The 20,125-nt window shown below is 43.8% G+C and carries 13 protein-coding genes; 10 read left to right on the top strand and 3 right to left on the bottom strand.

Features of this window, described 5'->3' with window-relative positions:
• Positions 1-219: 219 nt before the first annotated feature.
• Positions 220-600, top strand: a complete 381-nt coding sequence (locus K1I44_RS08885; RefSeq protein WP_003395805.1) for a GtrA family protein — start codon at positions 220-222, stop codon at positions 598-600.
• 93 nt (positions 601-693) lie between these two features.
• Positions 694-2,055, top strand: coding sequence for a methyl-accepting chemotaxis protein (locus tag K1I44_RS08880; RefSeq protein ID WP_219985947.1), 1,362 nt, complete (start codon positions 694-696; stop codon positions 2,053-2,055).
• A 30-nt stretch (positions 2,056-2,085) separates the two neighbouring features.
• Here K1I44_RS08880 and gltC read toward each other — a convergent pair whose 3' ends face one another.
• The gene (gene gltC, locus K1I44_RS08875; RefSeq protein ID WP_219985946.1) at positions 2,086-2,985 is read right to left on the bottom strand and encodes a glutamate biosynthesis transcriptional regulator GltC; all 900 of its coding nucleotides are present in this window, start codon (positions 2,983-2,985) and stop codon (positions 2,086-2,088) included.
• A gap of 124 nt (positions 2,986-3,109) precedes the next feature.
• Here gltC and gltB point away from each other — a divergent pair, with 124 nt between their 5' ends.
• From gltB to K1I44_RS08855, 4 genes are all read left to right on the top strand, one after another.
• A complete protein-coding gene (gltB, locus tag K1I44_RS08870) occupies positions 3,110-7,654 on the top strand; it encodes a glutamate synthase large subunit (RefSeq protein ID WP_255573345.1) in 4,545 nt (1,514 codons plus the stop codon).
• Between the two features lie 36 nt (positions 7,655-7,690).
• A complete protein-coding gene (locus tag K1I44_RS08865) occupies positions 7,691-9,136 on the top strand; it encodes a glutamate synthase subunit beta (RefSeq protein WP_219985945.1) in 1,446 nt (481 codons plus the stop codon).
• A gap of 136 nt (positions 9,137-9,272) precedes the next feature.
• Positions 9,273-10,955 (top strand): dihydroxy-acid dehydratase, encoded by a 1,683-nt coding sequence (gene ilvD / locus K1I44_RS08860; RefSeq protein ID WP_219985944.1) that lies wholly within the window; start codon positions 9,273-9,275, stop codon positions 10,953-10,955.
• Positions 10,956-11,037: 82 nt separating this feature from the next.
• Positions 11,038-11,364, top strand: coding sequence for a DUF3870 domain-containing protein (locus K1I44_RS08855; RefSeq protein WP_003395822.1), 327 nt, complete (start codon positions 11,038-11,040; stop codon positions 11,362-11,364).
• 19 nt (positions 11,365-11,383) lie between these two features.
• On the opposite strand, the gene K1I44_RS08850 is transcribed toward K1I44_RS08855, so the two are convergent.
• Both K1I44_RS08850 and K1I44_RS08845 read right to left on the bottom strand, forming a co-directional pair.
• Complete coding sequence (locus tag K1I44_RS08850; RefSeq protein ID WP_003395828.1) at positions 11,384-12,577, bottom strand: acyl-CoA dehydrogenase family protein; 1,194 nt, start codon at positions 12,575-12,577, stop codon at positions 11,384-11,386.
• A gap of 3 nt (positions 12,578-12,580) precedes the next feature.
• On the bottom strand, positions 12,581-13,732 hold the full coding sequence (locus tag K1I44_RS08845) for a CaiB/BaiF CoA transferase family protein (protein ID WP_219985943.1): 1,152 nt from the start codon (positions 13,730-13,732) through the stop codon (positions 12,581-12,583).
• Between the two features lie 419 nt (positions 13,733-14,151).
• On the opposite strand from K1I44_RS08845, the gene gabT reads away from it, so the two are divergent.
• The 4 genes from gabT (at position 14,152) to K1I44_RS08825 (ending at position 20,121) form a co-directional block, all read left to right on the top strand.
• On the top strand, positions 14,152-15,453 hold the full coding sequence (gabT, locus tag K1I44_RS08840) for a 4-aminobutyrate--2-oxoglutarate transaminase (RefSeq protein WP_003395832.1): 1,302 nt from the start codon (positions 14,152-14,154) through the stop codon (positions 15,451-15,453).
• Entirely contained in the window at positions 15,453-16,895 is a 1,443-nt protein-coding gene (locus K1I44_RS08835) for an aldehyde dehydrogenase family protein (protein WP_003395833.1), read from the top strand. Before gabT ends, K1I44_RS08835 begins: the two co-directional genes overlap by 1 nt.
• 128 nt (positions 16,896-17,023) lie before the next feature.
• Positions 17,024-18,649 (top strand): thiamine pyrophosphate-binding protein, encoded by a 1,626-nt coding sequence (locus tag K1I44_RS08830; RefSeq protein ID WP_219985942.1) that lies wholly within the window; start codon positions 17,024-17,026, stop codon positions 18,647-18,649.
• Positions 18,646-20,121 carry an aldehyde dehydrogenase family protein gene (locus K1I44_RS08825; protein WP_003395837.1) on the top strand — a complete coding sequence of 492 codons (1,476 nt, stop codon included), beginning with the start codon at positions 18,646-18,648 and terminating at the stop codon, positions 20,119-20,121. The genes K1I44_RS08830 and K1I44_RS08825 overlap by 4 nt, the downstream gene beginning before the upstream one ends.
• Positions 20,122-20,125: the final 4 nt, after the last annotated feature.

The following is a 20,125-nucleotide window of genomic DNA, read 5'->3' as shown; positions in this document are numbered from 1 at the left end:
CAACTGTAAATACAGCTTGTTGTACCGTCAACATGTGATTCACCTCCTTGTCTATCAATATTCACATCATAGACAGGAAAAGCAAAAAATATTCAGCTCACTTTATGATGTGGCTGAATAGTTACATTTGTATTATTTCCACCACTTGATATTTGTTTCCTTTTTATATTAACATAAAAATCCAACATGTGTTACAGATTTGTTGAGAAGGTGTGATAGATGTCTAGTTACGTTACATTTATTCGTTTTATTGTTGTAGGGATAAGTAATACAGTTGTTGATTGGTTGCTTTTTTTCTTCTTTGTATCGCTTAATGTGCCACAAGTGTGGGCACAAACTTTTGCATATAGTGCGGGGGTAGTAAACAGCTATATGTGGAATCGGATATGGACATTTCGGGTGAAGGGGGCAATTATGAAACAATTTGTTCGTTTCCTCGTTTTAAACTTTTGTTCTCTCACGGTGACGATCATTGTATTGTACGGATGCAATCAAATGTTTTCAGTTTTTTTAAGTAAATTTATGGCAACGATAAGTGGAATAGTTATCAATTGGATTGGTAGTCGTATGTGGGTATTTTCTGGAAAAACAACACCGTAAACAAAAATATTTTGAATTTTTATAGAAGTGTTTATTTTACTAACAATTTATGTTATATTCATGTTATGAAATATAACGTAAGAGGGTGGAGACATGTTTTTGTTAAAGAAGGGACGAAGAAAAGAAGAGGTGAAAGAAACGAAGCAGAGCGTGGCGCTCAATCAAATTGAAGTAGCGGCTGACCAGCTAAAGGCAGTTGTCGAGCAAATGAAATTAGCTGCTTCCTCGCTTGATGAAACATCAAGCGCAACGCAACAGAGCACATTCCAATTAATTGACCGCTTGAAAAAAACAGTAATTTATACAGCTCAAGTAGAAGAGAAGACGAAAATGATTGAACGATCGGCATTAAAAATTTCAGACGTTTCTCAGCGCATTCATGCAGATAGTGAAGCATCTTATAACGAACTGATCCGCTCGCTACACTCTTTAAAAAACCTTCAACGTGAAATGGATGATTTGCGAACAGGTCATTATGCGCTTCTTCGTCAAATGGAGCTGTTAGTAGAGCGTTCACAAGAAATTCATCACATTCTTTCGACGATTGCTTCTATCTCGCAGCGAACGAGTATTTTAGCGCTCAATGCGAATATTGAATCTGCCCGTGCGGGGGAACATGGGAAAGGGTTTTCGGTCGTTGCAAACGAAGTTGGGAAATTAGCTAACCAAACGTCAGCTGCCGTAGAGCAAACGCGGGACATTTTATCGTCTATTCAGTCTGGGATCGCTTCAACCATGCATATGGTAAAATCAGAAACAGAACAAATTAACAACGGGTCAAATGAAATGAATCACATTTTTTTCGTTTTATGTGATTTTAGGGAAAGACTTCATCATATGACAGCAATGGCACACGATTCGTCGCAATCGGTCGACGAACAGACGGCGAGTGTGCAAGAAATTTCGGCTTTGCTTGAATATATTTCTTCCATGGTGCAGGAAAATAAAAATCATGCCCATGAAGTTGCAAAACATATGGATGTACAACATGAAAATGTGAAACAGGTGCTACAAGTGAACGAAGCGATTGAAAAAACATCGAACGAGTTGCAAACAATTATAAAAAACGATGAACGTGTAACGGCAACTTCCGTTGATCTACATGTGATTGAACAAATGAAAGAAAAGCTTACATTGTTTTTACGCTCTTATCCGCTTGCTCATTTACAAACAAGTGAACATGAGGCATACTTAAATGAATTTTTAAAAATGAATGAAAATGTAGAAGCTGTTTGGTCGAATCGGGTGGACGGTACGTTCATTTATTCGAATCCTCCTGCGGGACTTGTAAATGCCAAAGCTCGTCCGTGGTTTGTTGAGGCTGCAAAAGGGAATATATACGTTTCTTCGGTGTATACATCTGCGTTAACGAAGCGTCCGTGTTTAACCATTTCAGCGCCGATCGTTCAAGACGGGCATGTCGTTGGCGTTGTTGGCATTGATTTATCTGTATAAGGACAGTAAGCCGGCATGGTATAGGCTGGCTTACTGATATCGATCTAACATCGCGAAAAATTGTTTGACGAATTGATAAAATACATTGACAGATGGTGGCAGATCGCACTTAGGTAAAATGATCCCGACATTGCGTCGGACGAGTGGGAGGTCAATTGGCACTTTCACCGTATAGCGCGGGGTTGTTTCGTAAAACGTGCTTTCTGGCAATAAAGTGACACCGATACCGGCCGAAACGAGTCCTTTGATCGCGTCTAAATCTTCCCCTTCCGACGAAATGATTGGAGAAAAGCCGGCTTGTTTACAAGCATCTTCGACTATTTTGCGCAAAATAAATCCTTGAGGAAACATGACAAATGGTTCGTGTCGCAATTCACTTAGCGCGATGCTTCGTTTTTGGCTAAGTGGATGATCTGTCGGAATAAGCGCAGCGAATGACTCCGTAAATAAAATATCTCCTTGAATGCTTTTTTCTTCTGTTGGAACGGGGCCTAAAAAAGCTAAATCAATTTCTCGTTTTTTTACTGCCTCAATTAAAAATTTATACGACCCTTGACGTAAGTGAAAAGAAATGTGTGGATGTTGTTGTTTAAATGACGAAATAACCATCGGCATCGTATAACTCGCTAGACTCGTTGGAAAGCCAATTTTAATTGTTCCGCGTTCCGGATCTAAATATTCTTCAATTTGTTGTTTCGCATAATCAATCGCTTTTAACGCTAACTCAATATGTTGTAAAAAGTGACGACCGATCGGGGTTAGTTTCACATTTCTCCCTTCTCGTTCAAATAGCTTCACTCCGAGTTCATCCTCTAAATTGGCGATTTGGCGACTGACCGCGGATTGGGCGACATGCAATGCTTCAGCAGCTTCCGACACATGTTCCCGCTTAGCCACTTCTGTAAAATAAATCAATTGCCTTAATTCCATTTCCCTCGCCTCTTTCTATCGTTCTCAAAATAAGATAAATGTTATCTAAATTATATATTGTTTATATGATTATTGAAACCTACAATTATACATAACATACACGACGACGGAATGGGGGATTGAAATGAGAGGATTACCGAAAGCTCAAGGATTGTACTGTCCGCAATTTGAGCATGATGCATGTGGAATTGGATTGTATGCCCACTTAAAAGGAGAAGCATCCCATCATATTGTTCAACAAGGCCTTCATATGTTGCGGCAATTAGAACATCGCGGAGGACAAGGGAGTGATCCGCAAACGGGTGATGGTGCGGGAATCATGGTACAAATTCCGGACGATTATTTTCGATCCGTTTGTCCGTTTTCACTTCCGCCTAAAGGGCGTTATGGGGTCGGAATGATTTTCTTTTTTGAACATCATGAACAAACGAGAACGATGTTCGAACGCCAAATAGATGAAATCGTTCGTGAAGAAGGGCAAACGGTGCTCGGATGGCGTGACGTGCCTGTTTGTGTCGAAAAACTCGGAATATTAGCAAAGCAAAGTCGTCCGTATATTCGGCAGCTTTTTATCGCAGCAAGCGATGATATCGTTGATGACCAACAGTTCGAACGGAAGTTATACGTCATTCGAAAACGGGCGGAAAAGTTCGTGCAAAACAATGAATATTATTTTGCGAGTCTATCTAGTCGCACGATTGTTTACAAAGGATTAGTGACTCCAGAACAGTTGGATGCTTTTTACATGGACTTACAAGATGAACGATTTCGTTCGGCGTTTGCGCTTGTTCATTCGCGCTTTAGCACAAATACGTTTCCGAGTTGGGAGCGAGCGCATCCGAATCGTTATTTAATTCATAACGGGGAGATTAATACGTTGCGCGGAAATATTCATTGGATGATGGCGCGTGAGAAGCAGTTTTCCTCCCCGATGTTTGGAGAAGATTTACAAAAAGTACTCCCGATTTTAGATACGAACGGAAGCGACTCTTCCATGCTCGATAACGCGTTTGAGTTTTTCGTTTTAGCCGGAAAGTCGCTTGCTGAAACAGCGATGATGTTGATCCCAGAACCGTGGTATTGGGATAAAGAGATGGATGAACATAAAAAAGCGTTTTATGAATATTACAGCTGTCTGATGGAGCCGTGGGACGGTCCAACGGCAATCGTATTCACAAATGGCAAGCAAATTGGCGGTATTCTCGACCGCAACGGTCTTCGTCCAGCTCGTTACTATGTCACAAAAGATGACTATATTATTTTTTCATCGGAAGTCGGGGTCGTTGATGTAGCTCCGGAACAAGTTTTATATAAAGAGCGATTAAGCCCGGGAAAAATGCTTTTTATTGATTTAGAAGAAGGGCGAATCATTTCTGATGAAGAGGTCAAAAAGCAAATTGCGCATAAGCATCCGTATCGTCAATGGGTGAACGAACAAACTGTTTCTATTGAACAACTTGACGAGCAGTTTGCGGGAGATGAGGAACAGCCGTTTGACAATCTTATCACATGGCAGAAAGCGTTTGGGTATACGTATGAAGATGTTGAAAAAACGATCATTCCAATGGCGACGGAAGGAAAAGACCCAACCGGAGCAATGGGCAACGATACGCCGCTAGCTGTATTATCCGAACGTCCGCAAAGTTTATTCAATTATTTCAAGCAATTGTTCGCCCAAGTAACGAACCCGCCGATTGATGCGATTCGTGAATATGTTGTCACATCCACTGTCACGTGGCTCGGAAAAGAAGGAGATGTGTTGCATCCAGATGAGTCGTCTGCGCGGCGCATTCGCTTGCATTCTCCAATTGTCACGAACAAGCAATTACAAGCATTGCGAATGAATCCGTACCGCGAATTTTTATGCGTTACATTGTCTACTGTTTTTACAAATGATTTAAAAGAAGCGTTAGACGAATTATGTCAAGCAGTAGATGAAGCAATTGCTAATGGTGTGACGTTAATTGTTTTATCCGATCGCTCAATGAATGAGCAGCGCATAGCCATGCCTGTTCTTTTGGCAGTCAGCGCGGTGCATCAACATCTCGTGCGGAAAGGGACGCGCACGAAAGTGAGTTTAATTGTTGAAAGTGGGGAAGCGCGCGAAGTACATCATTTCGCTGCGTTAATCGGTTACGGAGCGGATGCAATTAATCCATATGTAGCTTTTGAGACGATTCGTGAAGCGGTCGAAAACGGGGTGATCGCGTCCACATATGAACATGCGGTCGAAACGTATAAAAAGGCAGCGACAGATGGCGTTGTAAAAGTGATGTCAAAAATGGGCATTTCAACAGTGCAAAGCTATCGCGGTGCGCAAATTTTTGAGGCAATCGGTATTGGCAACGATGTTATTGAACGATATTTTACAGGAACAGCGTCACAAATTGGCGGGATCGGCTTAAACGAAATTGCACAAGAAGCAAAAATGCGACATATGCAAGCGTTCCAAGCGTCTTATGATCATACTTTAGAGTCAGGGAGCGAACTGCAATGGCGTAAAAATGGTGAGCATCATGCGTTCAATCCGAAAACGATTCACACGTTACAATGGGCATGTCGAAAAAATGACTATGAGTTATTTAAGCAATATTCCAACATGGCAAATGAAGAACAAATGACATTTTTACGCAATTTGTTCGATTTTGATCATACGCGTAAGCCTGTTCCGATCGAGGAAGTCGAGCCGGTAGAAGCGATTGTGCGCCGATTTAAAACGGGAGCAATGTCGTACGGCTCATTAAGCGAAGAGGCGCATGAAGCGCTCGCCATTGCGATGAACCGCATCGGTGGAAAAAGTAATAGCGGAGAAGGTGGTGAAGACCCGCGTCGCTACGTGAGGGATGAACATGGTGATCTTCGCCGCAGTGCGATCAAACAAGTTGCTTCCGGCCGTTTTGGTGTGAAAAGTCACTATTTAGTTCATGCTGATGAGTTGCAAATAAAAATGGCGCAAGGGGCAAAACCAGGAGAAGGGGGACAGCTTCCTGCAAACAAAGTATATCCATGGATCGGAAAAGTGCGCGGATCTACGCCAGGGGTAGAGCTCATTTCGCCGCCGCCGCATCATGATATTTATTCTATTGAAGATTTAGCGCAGCTCATTTACGACTTAAAAAATGCGAATCGGCACGCCCGTATTAGCGTGAAGCTCGTCGCTAAGTCGGGTGTCGGCACTATCGCGGCTGGAGTGGCAAAAGGGGGCGCTGATGTTATTGTTATTAGCGGATATGACGGAGGTACAGGGGCTTCGCCGAAAACGAGCATTAAACACGCAGGGCTTCCGTGGGAGCTAGGTTTAGCTGAGACGCACCAAACGCTCATGTTAAACGGGTTGCGCGATCGCGTCGTACTAGAAACAGACGGAAAATTGATGACAGGCCGCGATGTCGTCATGGCAGCGTTATTCGGAGCGGAAGAGTTTGGATTTGCGACAGCTCCGCTAGTCGTTTTAGGGTGTGTCATGATGCGCGTTTGTCATTTGGATACTTGTCCAGTCGGGGTTGCAACACAAAATCCAGAACTGCGTGCGAAATTTACAGGCAAGCCCGAGCATATCGTCAATTTCATGTATTTTATCGCTCAGGAAGTACGTGAAATAATGGCGCAGCTCGGTTTTCGGACAATGGAAGAAATGGTTGGGCGCGTCGATGTATTAAAAGTGAGCGAGCGCGCTAAGCAACATTGGAAAGCGAAACATTTAGATTTGTCGCGTTTATTGTATCAAGTGGAAGGAGTGCGAACGTTTTCTAGACCACAAAATCATCATCTTGATCGAACGCTTGATGATACGGTCATTTTGCCAGCGGTCAAGCGGGCAATTGAACAAAAAGAGCCGGTACAATTGCAAGTTGCCATCCAAAACGTTCATCGTACAGTTGGCACGATTGTCGGCAGCGAAATATCGAAACGATACGGTGAAGAAGGGCTTGCAGAAGATACGATTCAGTTATGTTTTCACGGTTCCGCTGGGCAAAGTTTTGCGGCGTTCGTACCAAAAGGAATGACGATGACATTAATTGGCGATGCGAATGATTACGTCGGAAAAGGTTTATCGGGGGGCAAAGTCATTATTCGTCCGCCGCACGAGGCAACGTTTGCATGTAGCGATCAAGTGATTATCGGAAACGTGGCTTTTTATGGAGCGACGAGCGGTGAAGCGTATATTCGCGGTCGCGCCGGCGAGCGTTTTTGTGTTCGAAATAGCGGCGTGCATGCGGTCGTTGAAGGAGTAGGGGATCATGGCTGTGAGTATATGACCGGAGGGCGCGTCGTTATTCTCGGATCAATCGGAAAAAATTTCGCTGCTGGAATGTCTGGTGGTGTAGCTTACGTATTCGCTTACGATGATACGTGGCAAAAAAACGCGAACCGTGAACTCGTTTTATTTGAGTCCTTAGTCGATGAAAAAGAAAGAAGCGATGTGCGCGAAATGATTGTGAAACATTACAAATATACAGAAAGTCCAAAGGCAGCATATGTGCTTGCGAATTGGGACGATGTAGTCAAACGGATCGTCAAAGTGATCCCGAAAAACTATAAATTGATGATTGAAACAATCGAGGCGATGAAGCGGCGTGGTTTATCACACGACGAAGCGGTATTTGAGGCGTTTGAAACAGTTGTAAACAAAAAAGGTGTGAAAGTGATGGAAGCGGTCGCGAAATAAGCGAACGCTTCCGAAATAGGTGAAAGGGGGAGAATGATGGGGAAAGCAACAGGCTTTATCGAATATGCGCGGGAAGAAGAAAAAAAACGTCATCCTCTTTCCCGTTTAAATGATTGGAAAGAATATACTGATCCATTTTCAACCGACACGCTAGCGAGACAAGGTGCGCGATGTATGGATTGCGGTACGCCATTTTGTCATATGGGCATAGAGCTTCAAGGCTTAACATCTGGCTGTCCGATTCATAATCTCATTCCAGAATGGAACGACCTTGTGTATCGTGGAAGATGGAAAGAGGCGTTTGAACGGTTAGTGAAGACAAATAATTTCCCGGAATTTACAGGACGCGTTTGCCCAGCGCCGTGCGAAGGATCGTGTACAGTAGCGATTTCTGATCCAGCGGTAGCGATTAAAGGAATTGAACGAGCAATTATTGACAAAGCGTTTGAGGAAGGGTGGGTTCAACCGCGCATTCCGAAAAAAAGAACCGGAAAAAAGGTGGCCGTCATTGGCTCTGGTCCTGCAGGGTTAGCTTGTGCAGATGAACTAAATCAAGCTGGTCATTTTGTCACTGTGTATGAGCGCGCGGATCGAATTGGTGGTTTGTTGATGTACGGCATTCCGAATATGAAACTTGGAAAAGACGTCGTTGAGAGACGTGTACGCTTGCTTGAAAAAGAAGGAATTACGTTTGTTACAAACATAGAAGTCGGAAAAGATTTGGCGATTGATGAATTGCGCAAACAATATGATGCGGTTGTGCTTTGTATTGGAGCACAAAAGCAACGCGATCTTATGATCGAAGGACGCGAGTTTGATGGCGTTCATTTTGCGATGGACTACTTGACAATGACGACAAAATGGCTGCTTACCGGCGAAAAAGATGAAGCGTTTATTGATGCCAAACATAAACATGTCATCGTAATCGGTGGTGGCGATACAGGGGCTGACTGTGTCGCGACGGCATTGCGGCAACAATGTAAAAGCGTTGTGCAATTCGGCAAACATCCGGCATTGCCAAAAGAGCGTACAAACGATAATCCATGGCCGCAATACCCGCTTGTATTTACAGTTGACTACGCATATGAAGAAGCGGAAGCGAAGTTCGGCAATGACCCGCGTCAATATTGTATTCAAACGAAAAAAATCGTTGGTGATGAGAGAGGGAGAGTAAAAGAACTGCATACGATCCAAATGGAAAAAATAATAGATGATCAAGGGCGTGCTGTATTTAAAGAAATTCCAGGTACAGAGAAAATATGGCCGTGTGATCTCGTATTGATCGCTATTGGTTTTGAAAGACCAGAACCGCAACTTTTACAACAGTTTGGAATCGAGACAGTTAGTAAAGCATACAAGACGAATGTCGAAGGTGTATTTGTCGCAGGTGATGCAAGACGTGGACAAAGCCTTGTTGTTTGGGCGATTCATGAAGGACGCGAAGCAGCGAAAGAAATGAATCATTTTCTTATGGGGGATTGAGAGGGGGACATCTGCGAAAGTGCATATTTAAAAAATCTCTTTTTCTGCATTTTTGTAGAAAAAGAGATTTTTATTTTTAGAATTGTCATTTTATTTTAAAAAGTGTTACAATGTTTTTTAATAAGTTCAGAAAAGGATGGAGGGATTTGTTTTGCGTAGCGATATGATTAAAAAAGGATTTGACCGCGCGCCACATCGCAGTTTATTGCGTGCGGCAGGGGTAAAAGAAGAAGATTTTCATAAGCCGTTTATTGCGGTTGTGAACTCGTATATTGATATTATCCCAGGTCACGTTCATTTGCAGGAGTTTGGTAAAATTGTGAAAGAGGCAATTCGTGAGGCCGGTGGTGTTCCGTTTGAAATGAACACCATCGGCGTCGATGATGGCATTGCGATGGGACATATTGGTATGCGGTATTCGTTGCCGAGCCGAGAAATTATTGCTGACTCTGTTGAGACGGTCGTTTCTGCCCATTGGTTTGATGGGATGGTATGCATTCCGAACTGCGATAAAATTACACCTGGCATGATGATGGCGGCGATGCGATTAAATATCCCGACTATTTTTGTAAGCGGAGGACCGATGAAAGCAGGTGTGACGAGCGATGGGAAAAAAATTTCGCTCTCTTCTGTATTTGAAGGAGTCGGTGCATATCAAGCCGGAAAAATCGACGAAAAAGGGTTACAAGAACTTGAACAGTACGGCTGTCCGACATGTGGTTCATGCTCAGGTATGTTTACGGCCAATTCCATGAACTGTTTAGCCGAGGCGCTCGGCTTAGCGCTTCCTGGTAACGGCACGATTTTAGCTATTGATCCAGCACGAAAAGAATTTGTGCGTCGTTCGGCTCAACAGTTAATGTATTTAATTGAGAACGATATTAAACCGCGTGATATTGTAACAGAAAAGGCAATTGATAACGCGTTTGCGCTCGATATGGCGCTCGGCGGCTCAACGAATACGGTGTTACATACGCTAGCCATTGCCAATGAAGCAGGTATTCATTATCCGCTTGAACGCATTAATGAAGTAGCTTCCCGCGTGCCGCATTTAGCTAAGCTTGCCCCAGCGTCCGATATGCATATTGAAGACTTACACGAAGCAGGCGGCGTGTCTGCCGTATTATATGAGCTATCTAAAAAAGAGGGCACGCTTCATTTAGATGCTCTCACTGTGTCAGGTAAAACACTTGGGGAAAATATTGCAGGCTGTGAAGTGAAAAATTATGAAGTCATTCGTCCGATTGACAATCCGTATTCAGAAACGGGTGGGTTGGCTGTATTGTTCGGCAATTTAGCCCCAGATGGCGCAATTATTAAAACAGGCGGTATCCAAGGTGGCATTACCCGTCATGAGGGACCCGCGATCGTCTTTGACTCTCAAGAAGAAGCGCTCGAGGGCATTGCGGCAGGAAGAGTACAACCGGGGCATGTCGTTATCATTCGTTATGAAGGTCCAAAAGGTGGACCGGGAATGCCAGAAATGTTAGCCCCAACATCGCAAATTGTTGGCATGGGACTAGGAACGAAAGTAGCGCTCATTACGGACGGTCGTTTTTCTGGCGCATCCCGTGGATTGTCGATCGGCCATGTGTCGCCAGAAGCAGCGGAAGGGGGACCGATTGCTTTTGTACAAAACGGTGACCATATTGTCATTGACATTGTGAAGCGAACGATTGATGTTCACGTCCCTGAAGAAGAATGGGAAAAGCGGAAAGCAAATTGGAAGGGCTTTGAGCCGAAAGTGAAAACAGGATATTTAGCTCGCTACTCAAAGCTCGTCACTTCAGCAAGTACAGGCGGCATTATGAAAATTTAGCGCATTTTGTCGAAATGATGTTTATAACTGTAAAACGATCCTCCGTTATAATTGAAGAAGTAAAGACTATGGGGGGAAGGGAATGAATACGCAATTTATTGCAGGTCATGCGCGATTGCCTTCAGGGATGGCAGCAAAAAGCGTGTTTGATACGCTTACGATTACAGCGGAGGTAGACAAAAAGTATGGTGTCATCGTCGATGCGTCGTGTACATTGGCGACGGAGCACGGTCGCGATTACGTTGCCCGGTTGTTAAAAGGACATTCGTTAAAAGACGGAATTGACGAACCGCTTGCCCAATTGCATGAAGGATACTTAGGGAAAGCAAATCAAGCGTTATGTGCAGCACTAAAAGATTTATACAAGCAATATTGTAAGTTAGAAGAGAAGATGCATGCTGAAAAATAGAAGGTGCTCGCGGCACCTTCTATTTTTCTTCCCAAGGAGGGAGCATTTTGCGAAGCGGTTTATCTTGACGATAACCAAGAACGTACTCCGCTTGCATAATTGTGTGAATTTCTCGCGTTCCTTCGTAAATGACAGGCGCTTTCGAGTTACGTAAATATCGTTCTACTGGATATTCATTTGAGTAGCCGTACGCCCCATGAATTTGTACCGCATCATCAGCGGCTTTGTTTGCGAAGTCGCACGCTATCCATTTCGCGAGCGATGTTTCGCGCGTATTTCTTCTTCCTTTATTTTTCAAAAATCCGGCTTTATATACGAGCAAGCGGCTCATTTGTAAACCAGCTTCCATGTTTGCGATCATTTGTTGAACAAGTTGATGACGCCCAATTTCTTTGCCGAACGTTTTTCGTTCATGACAATATTTCACGCTCGCTTCTAAACAAGCCATAATTAAACCGCATGCTCCAGCAGCGACAGTAAACCGTCCGTTATCGAGTGCAGACATCGCAATTTTAAATCCTTCTCCTTCTTCGCCGAGTAAATTTTCTTTCGGAACGCGCACGTTGTCGAAAAATAACTCGCCCGTATTGCCAGCACGAATGCCGAGCTTTCCTTTAATAGGACGCGATGAAAAACCAGGCATCGTACGTTCAACGATAAAAGCAGAAATACCGCGATGCTTTTTCGATTTATCTGTGTAAGCAAAAACGATAAAATGATCAGCAATGTCACAAAGCGAAATCCACGTTTTTTGCCCATTTAAAATGTAGTCATCCCCATCGCGCACAGCAGTTGTAGAGATGGCGGCAACATCTGAACCGGCGTTTGGTTCCGTTAATCCGAATGCGCCAATTTTTTCTCCTTTTGCTTGGGGGACAAGATATTTTTGTTTTTGTTTTTCTGTTCCCCATTGTAAAAGTGTTAAGCTGTTCAATCCTGTGTGGACGGAAACGGCGGTACGAAACGCTGTATCTCCTCGTTCTAGCTCTTCGCATACGATCGCTAACGAATTGTAGTCCATTCCCATTCCACCGTATTGTTCTGGGATGCATACGCCCATTAAATTTAATTCCGCCAGTCGCTTCAAAATGTTTGGATCGAAGTAGCCGCGTTCATCCCATTCTTTCATGTACGGTAAAATTTCTTTATCAACAAATTTTCTTACTGTTTGGCGTAATAGTTCTTGTTCTTGGGTAAAGTCAAAGTTCATCATCATTCATTCCTCCATATCGTTTAATGGTGATATGTGATCGTTATGTTCTCCTGCAAGAGGAGGGAAGAGTCGATAGGACACAGCCGTTTCAGAAAATTTTAACGGTGATCCGACGAGCTTTAATGTCCCGACATATGGATGCTCCATGTTGACGATCATATCTCTTGCCAATGTTTGCGGGTGTTGAAACGCTTCGTGAATAGTGTAAACAGGACCACAGGGAATGCCTTTTTGCTCGAATAATTGTTGCCATTCCGCACGCGTTTTCTTTTTTAACTCTTTGTTCAGCCGACCATTCAACTCGTGGCGATGGGCGACTCGACTAGCATTTGTGCGAAATCGTTCGTCTGCACCAATTGTTTGATCTTCTAATAGTTCGCATAGCGCTTGGAATTGTCGATCATTTCCAACTGCAACGACAAACAAACCGTCGCTTGCTTCATATGTTGAATACGGGACGATATTTGGATGATCGTTTCCTAACGGTTTCGGCACTTCACCGGACATTAAATAGTTTGAAGCGACGTTCACAAGCGTACTTATAGCGCAATCAAACAAGCTTAAGTCAATTTTTTGCCCACGTCCCGTTTTTTCACGAGCGATCAACGCTGCTTGTACGGCAATGGCAGCATACAAACCTGTAAAGATGTCCGTGACAGCGACCCCGACTTTCAATGGTCCGGATTGTTCTGTTCCGTTAATGCTCATCCAACCGCTCATCGCTTGAATAATATAGTCGTAGCCGGCTAAATGATGATACGGCCCCGTCTCTCCAAATCCAGTAATGGAACAATAAATGAGTTTTGGATTGATTAGAGATAACTGGTCATATCCAAGCCCGAGCCGCTCCATCGTTCCTGTTTTAAAGTTGTGAATGAAGACGTCTGCTGTTTTAACGAGCTGGCGAATCGTTTCTTTTCCTTTTTCTTCTTTTAGATTTATAGTGATGCTTCGTTTGTTTCGATTAACTGCTGCATAATAAGCACTCATGCCATTTTGAAATGGGGGTCCCCAAAATCTTGTATCGTCTGATCCGCCAGGTGCTTCGACTTTGATCACATCTGCTCCGAGATCGCCTAAAATCATAGTGGCATACGGACCAGCGAGGACGCGTGTCAAGTCTACAACACGAATTCCTTCTAAAGCTCCTTTCATTCGCTCACCTCCATTTCTTTTTCTTGTGAATAAAAAAAGCCAGTCCTTTCCTAAAATATCCTGGAAAGGAACTGGCATAAACGACCCGAGCGTGCCTTTCGAAGAGAAAGTCGGTCGAATCGGAACAGTTCTTTCATAAGCAAATGACATTGCTATCCGAGGCCAAACGGTTAGCTGTTTAGTTGGGATAGCTATTTTAATTATAGAACAGCACTTTTATTTTGTAAATATTTTTTATTTTAAAAATAGTTTGACAAAAATAAATAGATTGTCTTAAAATAGAAAGCAAATAACTATAAAAACTGTGGAGCTTATTTGACTCGTCTTGGCGACGAGCCGTTCATAAGCACCAGCCAGTTTAGTCATTGTGTCGTTACAATGATTAAACTGGCTTTTTATTTGTCGAAGGAGGAGAGATGATGTCGAATTGGATGGAACGAAGAAGAAAAGCAGTGGCGCGGGCGCCGTACAATGTAACGGAGATTTTTATTAAAGAAGCGAAAGGGGCGATCATTCGCGATATAAATGATCGCGAATACATCGATTTTGCAGGAGGGATCGGGGTACAAAACGTTGGACATTGCCATCCGAAAGTTGTTGCTGCCATTCAGCAACAGGCAGCCGCATATATTCATCCTTGTTTCCATGTTACACCGTATGAATCGTATGTGCTATTGGCGGAAAAGTTGAATGAGTTAACACCGGGAGATTTTCCGAAAAAAGCGATCTTTTTAAATAGTGGGGCTGAAGCGGTTGAGAACGCTGTGAAAATTGCTAGAAAGTATACGGGACGTCCTGCCGTCGTATCATTTACAGGTGGATACCATGGACGAACGCTATTAACGATGTCTTTAACGAGCAAAGTCATGCCATATAAAAAAGGGTTCGGCCCGTTTGCCCCAGAAGTGTATAAATTCCCATATCCGTATTACTACCGCGCTAACGGGCAAACAGCAGATGAAGTTGATGATCAGCTTATTCAAGCACTTCAGCAGTTTTTCATCGCAGAAGTGGCACCTGATCATGTGGCGGCAATCATCATTGAACCTGTACAAGGAGAAGGTGGGTTTGTCGTTCCATCGGCAAAATTTATGCAGGCTATTCGTCGCATTTGTGATGAACATGGCATCGTGATGATTGCTGATGAAATTCAGACGGGTTTTGCTCGAACAGGTCGAATGTTTGCGATGGAGCACTTTGGTGTAGCACCTGATTTAATGACGTTGTCAAAATCAATGGGAGCTGGTGTACCAATTAGCGCAGTCGTTGGTCGAAGTGAAATGATGGATGCTCCAGAAGTCGGTCAGCTTGGTGGTACGTTTTCTGGAAGTCCGCTTGCATGCGCCGCTGCACTAGCTGTTTTAGATGTGATTGAAGAAGAGCAGTTAATCGTGCGTGCGCGTCATCTTGGTGAAAAGATGATGTCGCTTCTAACAGAAATGAAGCAACAATTTGACATCATCGGCGATGTGCGTGGACTTGGGGCAATGTGCGCGATTGAACTGGTGACAGACCACGAGAACAAAACGCCAGCAAAAGAACAAACAGCATATATCGTTTCGCATGCATGGAAGCGCGGTGCGATTTTTTTGAGCGCCGGATTGTATAGCAACGTCGTTCGTTTCTTACCACCGTTAGTGATGACGGACGAACAGCTCGAGCGCGGATTTTCAATTTTACGTGAGCTGTTAGCAGAAGTACAACAAAAGGTGGTGAAATGATGCGAAAAGTAAAAAACTACATTGATGGTCAGTGGATCGAAGGAAAAAATGAAGTGATTGAGCGCTATAATCCAGCAGATCAGAAAGAGCTTGTTGCGGTCGTTGCGGGCTCATCTGTTCACGATGTAGACGAAGCGGTACGTGCTGCAGTGAAAGCGAAGAAAAAGTGGGCGCAAACTTCGGCACCGGAGCGTGGCGGTTATTTACAAAAAGTGGCTTATTTATTTGAGCAATATGCAGATGAATTAGCGACATTAGCTACAAAAGAAATGGGAAAACGATTTGCTGAAACGAAAGGAGAAGTGTACCGGAGCGCGGCCATTTTGCGATATTATGCTGGCGAAGGACTGAGAAAAATAGGCGAAGTATTGCCATCGTTTGATGCCAAAAACTTATTTTTTACAAAACGTGTTCCTGTCGGTGTTGTTGCTGTGATCGCACCATGGAACTTTCCGCTAGCAATTCCAATATGGAAAATTGCTCCTGCTCTCGTTTATGGTAATACGGTCGTATTTAAGCCGGCATTGGAAGCAAGTGCGACAGGTGCGCGCATCGTTGAATTGTTTGTAGAAGCCGGGTTGCCTCCGGGGGTTTTAAACTTCGTTGTCGGTCGCGGTAGCACAATTGGCGATGCGATTGTTGAGCATGATGGAGTAGATGCCATTACGTTTACAGGTTCAAACGCAATTGGTAGTGAGATTGCAAAAAAAGCGGCAGCTCGTGGCGCGAAATATCAGCTCGAACTCGGTGGCAAAAATCCGGCCATCGTGTTAAAAGATGCACATATCGATTTTGCTGCTCGACTTGTAGTAGAAGGGGCGATGAAACAAACGGGGCAACGTTGTACCGCAACAAGTCGAGTATTTGTCGAAAAAGAGGTCATCGATGCATTTCGGGAGTGTGTAGTGGAGCACGTAGGTCGCATTCGAGTGGGCAACGGAATGGATGAACAAGTGACAATGGGACCAGTTGTATCAAAAGGGCAGTTCGAGACGGTTCAGCGTTACATTCGTATCGGAAAACAAGAAGGGCGACTTCTTGTCGGAGGGGGAGCGAGCAACGCTGAAGGCTGGTACATTGAGCCAACTGTATTCGATTCTGTATCACATCGGGCAACGATTGCGAGAGAAGAAATATTTGGTCCTGTGCTATCAATAGTTGAAGCATCATCCATTGATGAAGCGATTGAAATGGCCAACGACAGCATTTACGGTTTAAGTGCCTCATTATTTACAAACGACTTATCAAAAGCGCTTTACTTTATTGAACGTATCGAAGCAGGAATGGTGCAAGTAAATGGTGAGACAGGAGGGGCGGAGCCGCAAGCACCGTTTGGTGGGATGAAGCAATCAAGTTCAGGCACGCGCGAACAAGGGCAAGCGGCTATCGAATTTTTTACAGCGTACCAAACAATTTCTATTCGTCCGCATCCAAATATGTGAAAGGGGGATATAGAATGGATCAACAGTTTCACAAAGTAAGGAGAGGGATATACTCCTCTTTTTTTTCGCTAGGGCATAAAATGATTTCATTTGTGTATACATGATACAAAAAGAGGGGAGGGATCGAAGTGAATGTATGTGAAGCGGTTGTCCGATGCCTAAAAAGTGAGGACATTTCTCACGTCTTTTGTGTGCCAGGAGAAAGTTATTTACCAATACTTGATGCCCTTTTTTCCGAACAGACGATCCAACTCATTTCCGCCCGACATGAAGGTGGAGCGACGTTTATGGCTGAAGGATATGCAAAAGCAAGCGGAAAAGTCGGCGTCGTTATGGCGACAAGGGGAGTTGGGGCTACGAATGCAGCAATTGGTATTCATACTGCTAAGCAAGATTCAACCCCGATGGTTGTATTGTTAGGACAAGTTGCACGGACATTTCGAGGACGTGAAGGATTTCAAGAAATAGATGTTGAAGCGTTTTTTCGTCCGCTAGCAAAATGGGCTGTAGAAGTTTATGATGCGAAAAGATTACCTGAATTACTAACTCGGGCGTTTCGAATTGCCCAAACAGGAAGGCCTGGACCGGTTGTCGTTTCACTCCCAGAAGATCTTCTACATGAGCAAATTGATAATGTCACGTTTTCAAAAACGATTGTTCCGAAACCAGCACCGAACGAAGCAGACATTCAGCGCATTGAGCGGTTGTTGCAGTCAGCGAAGCGACCAGTTGTCATTGCCGGGGGTGGAATTATATGGTCGGAAGCGAGAGAAGTTTTTCGTTTATTTGTGGAAAAATGGTCGCTGCCTGTCATGTCGTCTTTTCGTCGGCACGATGTATTTCCAAATGACCATCCGCTTTATGTTGGTCATCTCGGCTTAGGGACGCCACGAAATATAATTGAGACAGTTGAGCAGGCTGATGTTGTTTTAGCGATCGGCACACGTTTGTCAGAAGTGACGACACAAGATTATAAGTTATTATCAAACCAACAACTCATCCACATCGATATCGATTACGATGTCATCGGCGTAACATATTCTCCACACATTGGCGTTGTTTCCGATGCAAAGGAAGCATTAAAACGGTTGCTCACCATTCAGCTTCAACCGACATGGACGGCGTGGGTGAAAAAACGACGAGAAACATATGAACAATTATCATCGCTTCCATCGGTCAAACGTAACATAAACGAAGTCATCATCAACAATCTTCAACATATTCTTCCATCTCAAACGATCATTACGAATGATGCCGGCAATTTTGCAAGTTGGCTCCACTCATTTTTTCAATTTTGTGAACATACATATATTGGGCCAACATCAGGAGCGATGGGATACGGATTACCGGCAGCCATTGGGGCAAAATTGGCAAAACCGCATCGTCCTGTCGTTTCGCTAAGTGGGGATGGGGGATTTATGATGACAATACAAGAGCTAGAAACGGCAGTTCGATACAACATCCCTGTTATTAGTCTTGTATTTAACAATAAGATGTATGGGACGATTCGCATGTATCAAGAACTTCGTTACCCTAATCGTGTCATTGGAACAGAGTTAGGGGATATATCATTTGCAAGCTTGGCGCGTAGTTTCGGGGCTGATGGCATACGTGTAGAGACAGAAAAACAATTTTCAACTGCGCTCACAAAAGCGCTCCAAAACGATAAGCCAACAGTCATCGAAGTTATGACAGATCCGAGCGTCCTATCCCCATTTTTAACTGTTGAACAGGCGAGAGGAGGAAAAAAATGAAAGTATTAAACTATATGGATGGACGATGGATACCATCGACAAGTGGGCAATTTGTTTCAATTATAAATCCAGCTACGGGTGAAAGCATCGGGGAAGTAACATTATCAAATGAACAAGATGTCAAACAGGCGGTGTCGGCGGCAAAGCGTGCGCAAAAAACATGGGCGCTTGTGCCGGCCCCAAAACGAGCAGAAGTACTTTATAAAGTCGGCATGTTGCTACAAGAAAGGAAAGAACAACTTGCCCGCCTATTGACAATGGAGATGGGGAAAGTAATAGAAGAAGCAAAAGGTGAAGTGCAAGAAGGAATCGATATGGCGTTTTATATGGCAGGAGAAGGAAGGCGACTATTCGGGGATACGACGCCATCAGAGCTTCCAAATAAGTTTGCGATGAGCGTTCGCGCGCCAATTGGTGTTGTTGGTTTAATTACCCCTTGGAATTTTCCAATAGCTATTGCCACGTGGAAGTCGTTCCCTGCGATCATTGCTGGCAATGCGGTTGTTTGGAAACCAGCGTTAGAAACACCGATCATGGCTCAACAACTTGCGCAAATATTCGAGGAGGCTGGCTTACCAAACGGTGTGTTTAATGTTGTGCATGGACGTGGTTCTGTCGTTGGCGAAGCGCTTGTTGAACATCGTGACGTAAAAGTCATTTCATTTACTGGATCAAACGAAGTTGGACGGCGAATTGCTGAAACGTGTGGACGACATTTGAAAAAAGTGTCGCTTGAAATGGGTGGGAAAAATGCCATTATCGTCATGGATGATGCAAATATAACGCTCGCTGTTGAGGCGATTATATGGAGCGCTTTTGGTACATCGGGTCAGCGTTGCACCGCATGTAGTCGTGTAATCGTGCACGAGCGTGTGAAAAAACAAGTAGAAGAACGATTGCTTTCGGCTATGAAAACATTAACGGTTGGAAACGGATTAGAGGAAGGTGTGAAAGTAGGACCGGTCATTAATCGAGATGCATTGCAAAAAATTGATCATTACGTTCAAATCGGAAAAAACGAAGGAGCAACGTTACTTGCAGGTGGGCATGTGATGCAAGGAGAACAATATAAAAATGGATTTTATTATGCACCAACATTGTTTACAAACGTCACACCAACAATGACTATTGCACGGGAAGAAATTTTCGGTCCCGTTACGTCGATTATATCTGTTCGTAGTTTAGAAGAAGCAATTGAAGTGAATAACAGCGTTGATTATGGACTTTCGAGCGCGATTTTTACTCGTGATATTCATCGCGCGTTTACAGCGATGCGCGATTTCGATACAGGAATTGTATACGTCAATGCAGGAACGACCGGAGCAGAAATTCATTTGCCGTTCGGTGGAACAAAGGGAACGGGAAATGGACACCGTGATTCAGGGGTAGCGGCACTTGATGTTTTTACGGAGTGGAAAAGTATTTATGTCGATTATAGCGGGAAATTACAACGAGCACAAATTGATGTATGAGGAG

The organism is Anoxybacillus sp. ST4 (genome assembly GCF_019448545.1).
GTDB lineage: Bacteria > Bacillota > Bacilli > Bacillales > Anoxybacillaceae > Anoxybacillus > Anoxybacillus pushchinoensis.
This window is presented reverse-complemented; position numbering and strand designations above follow the sequence as displayed.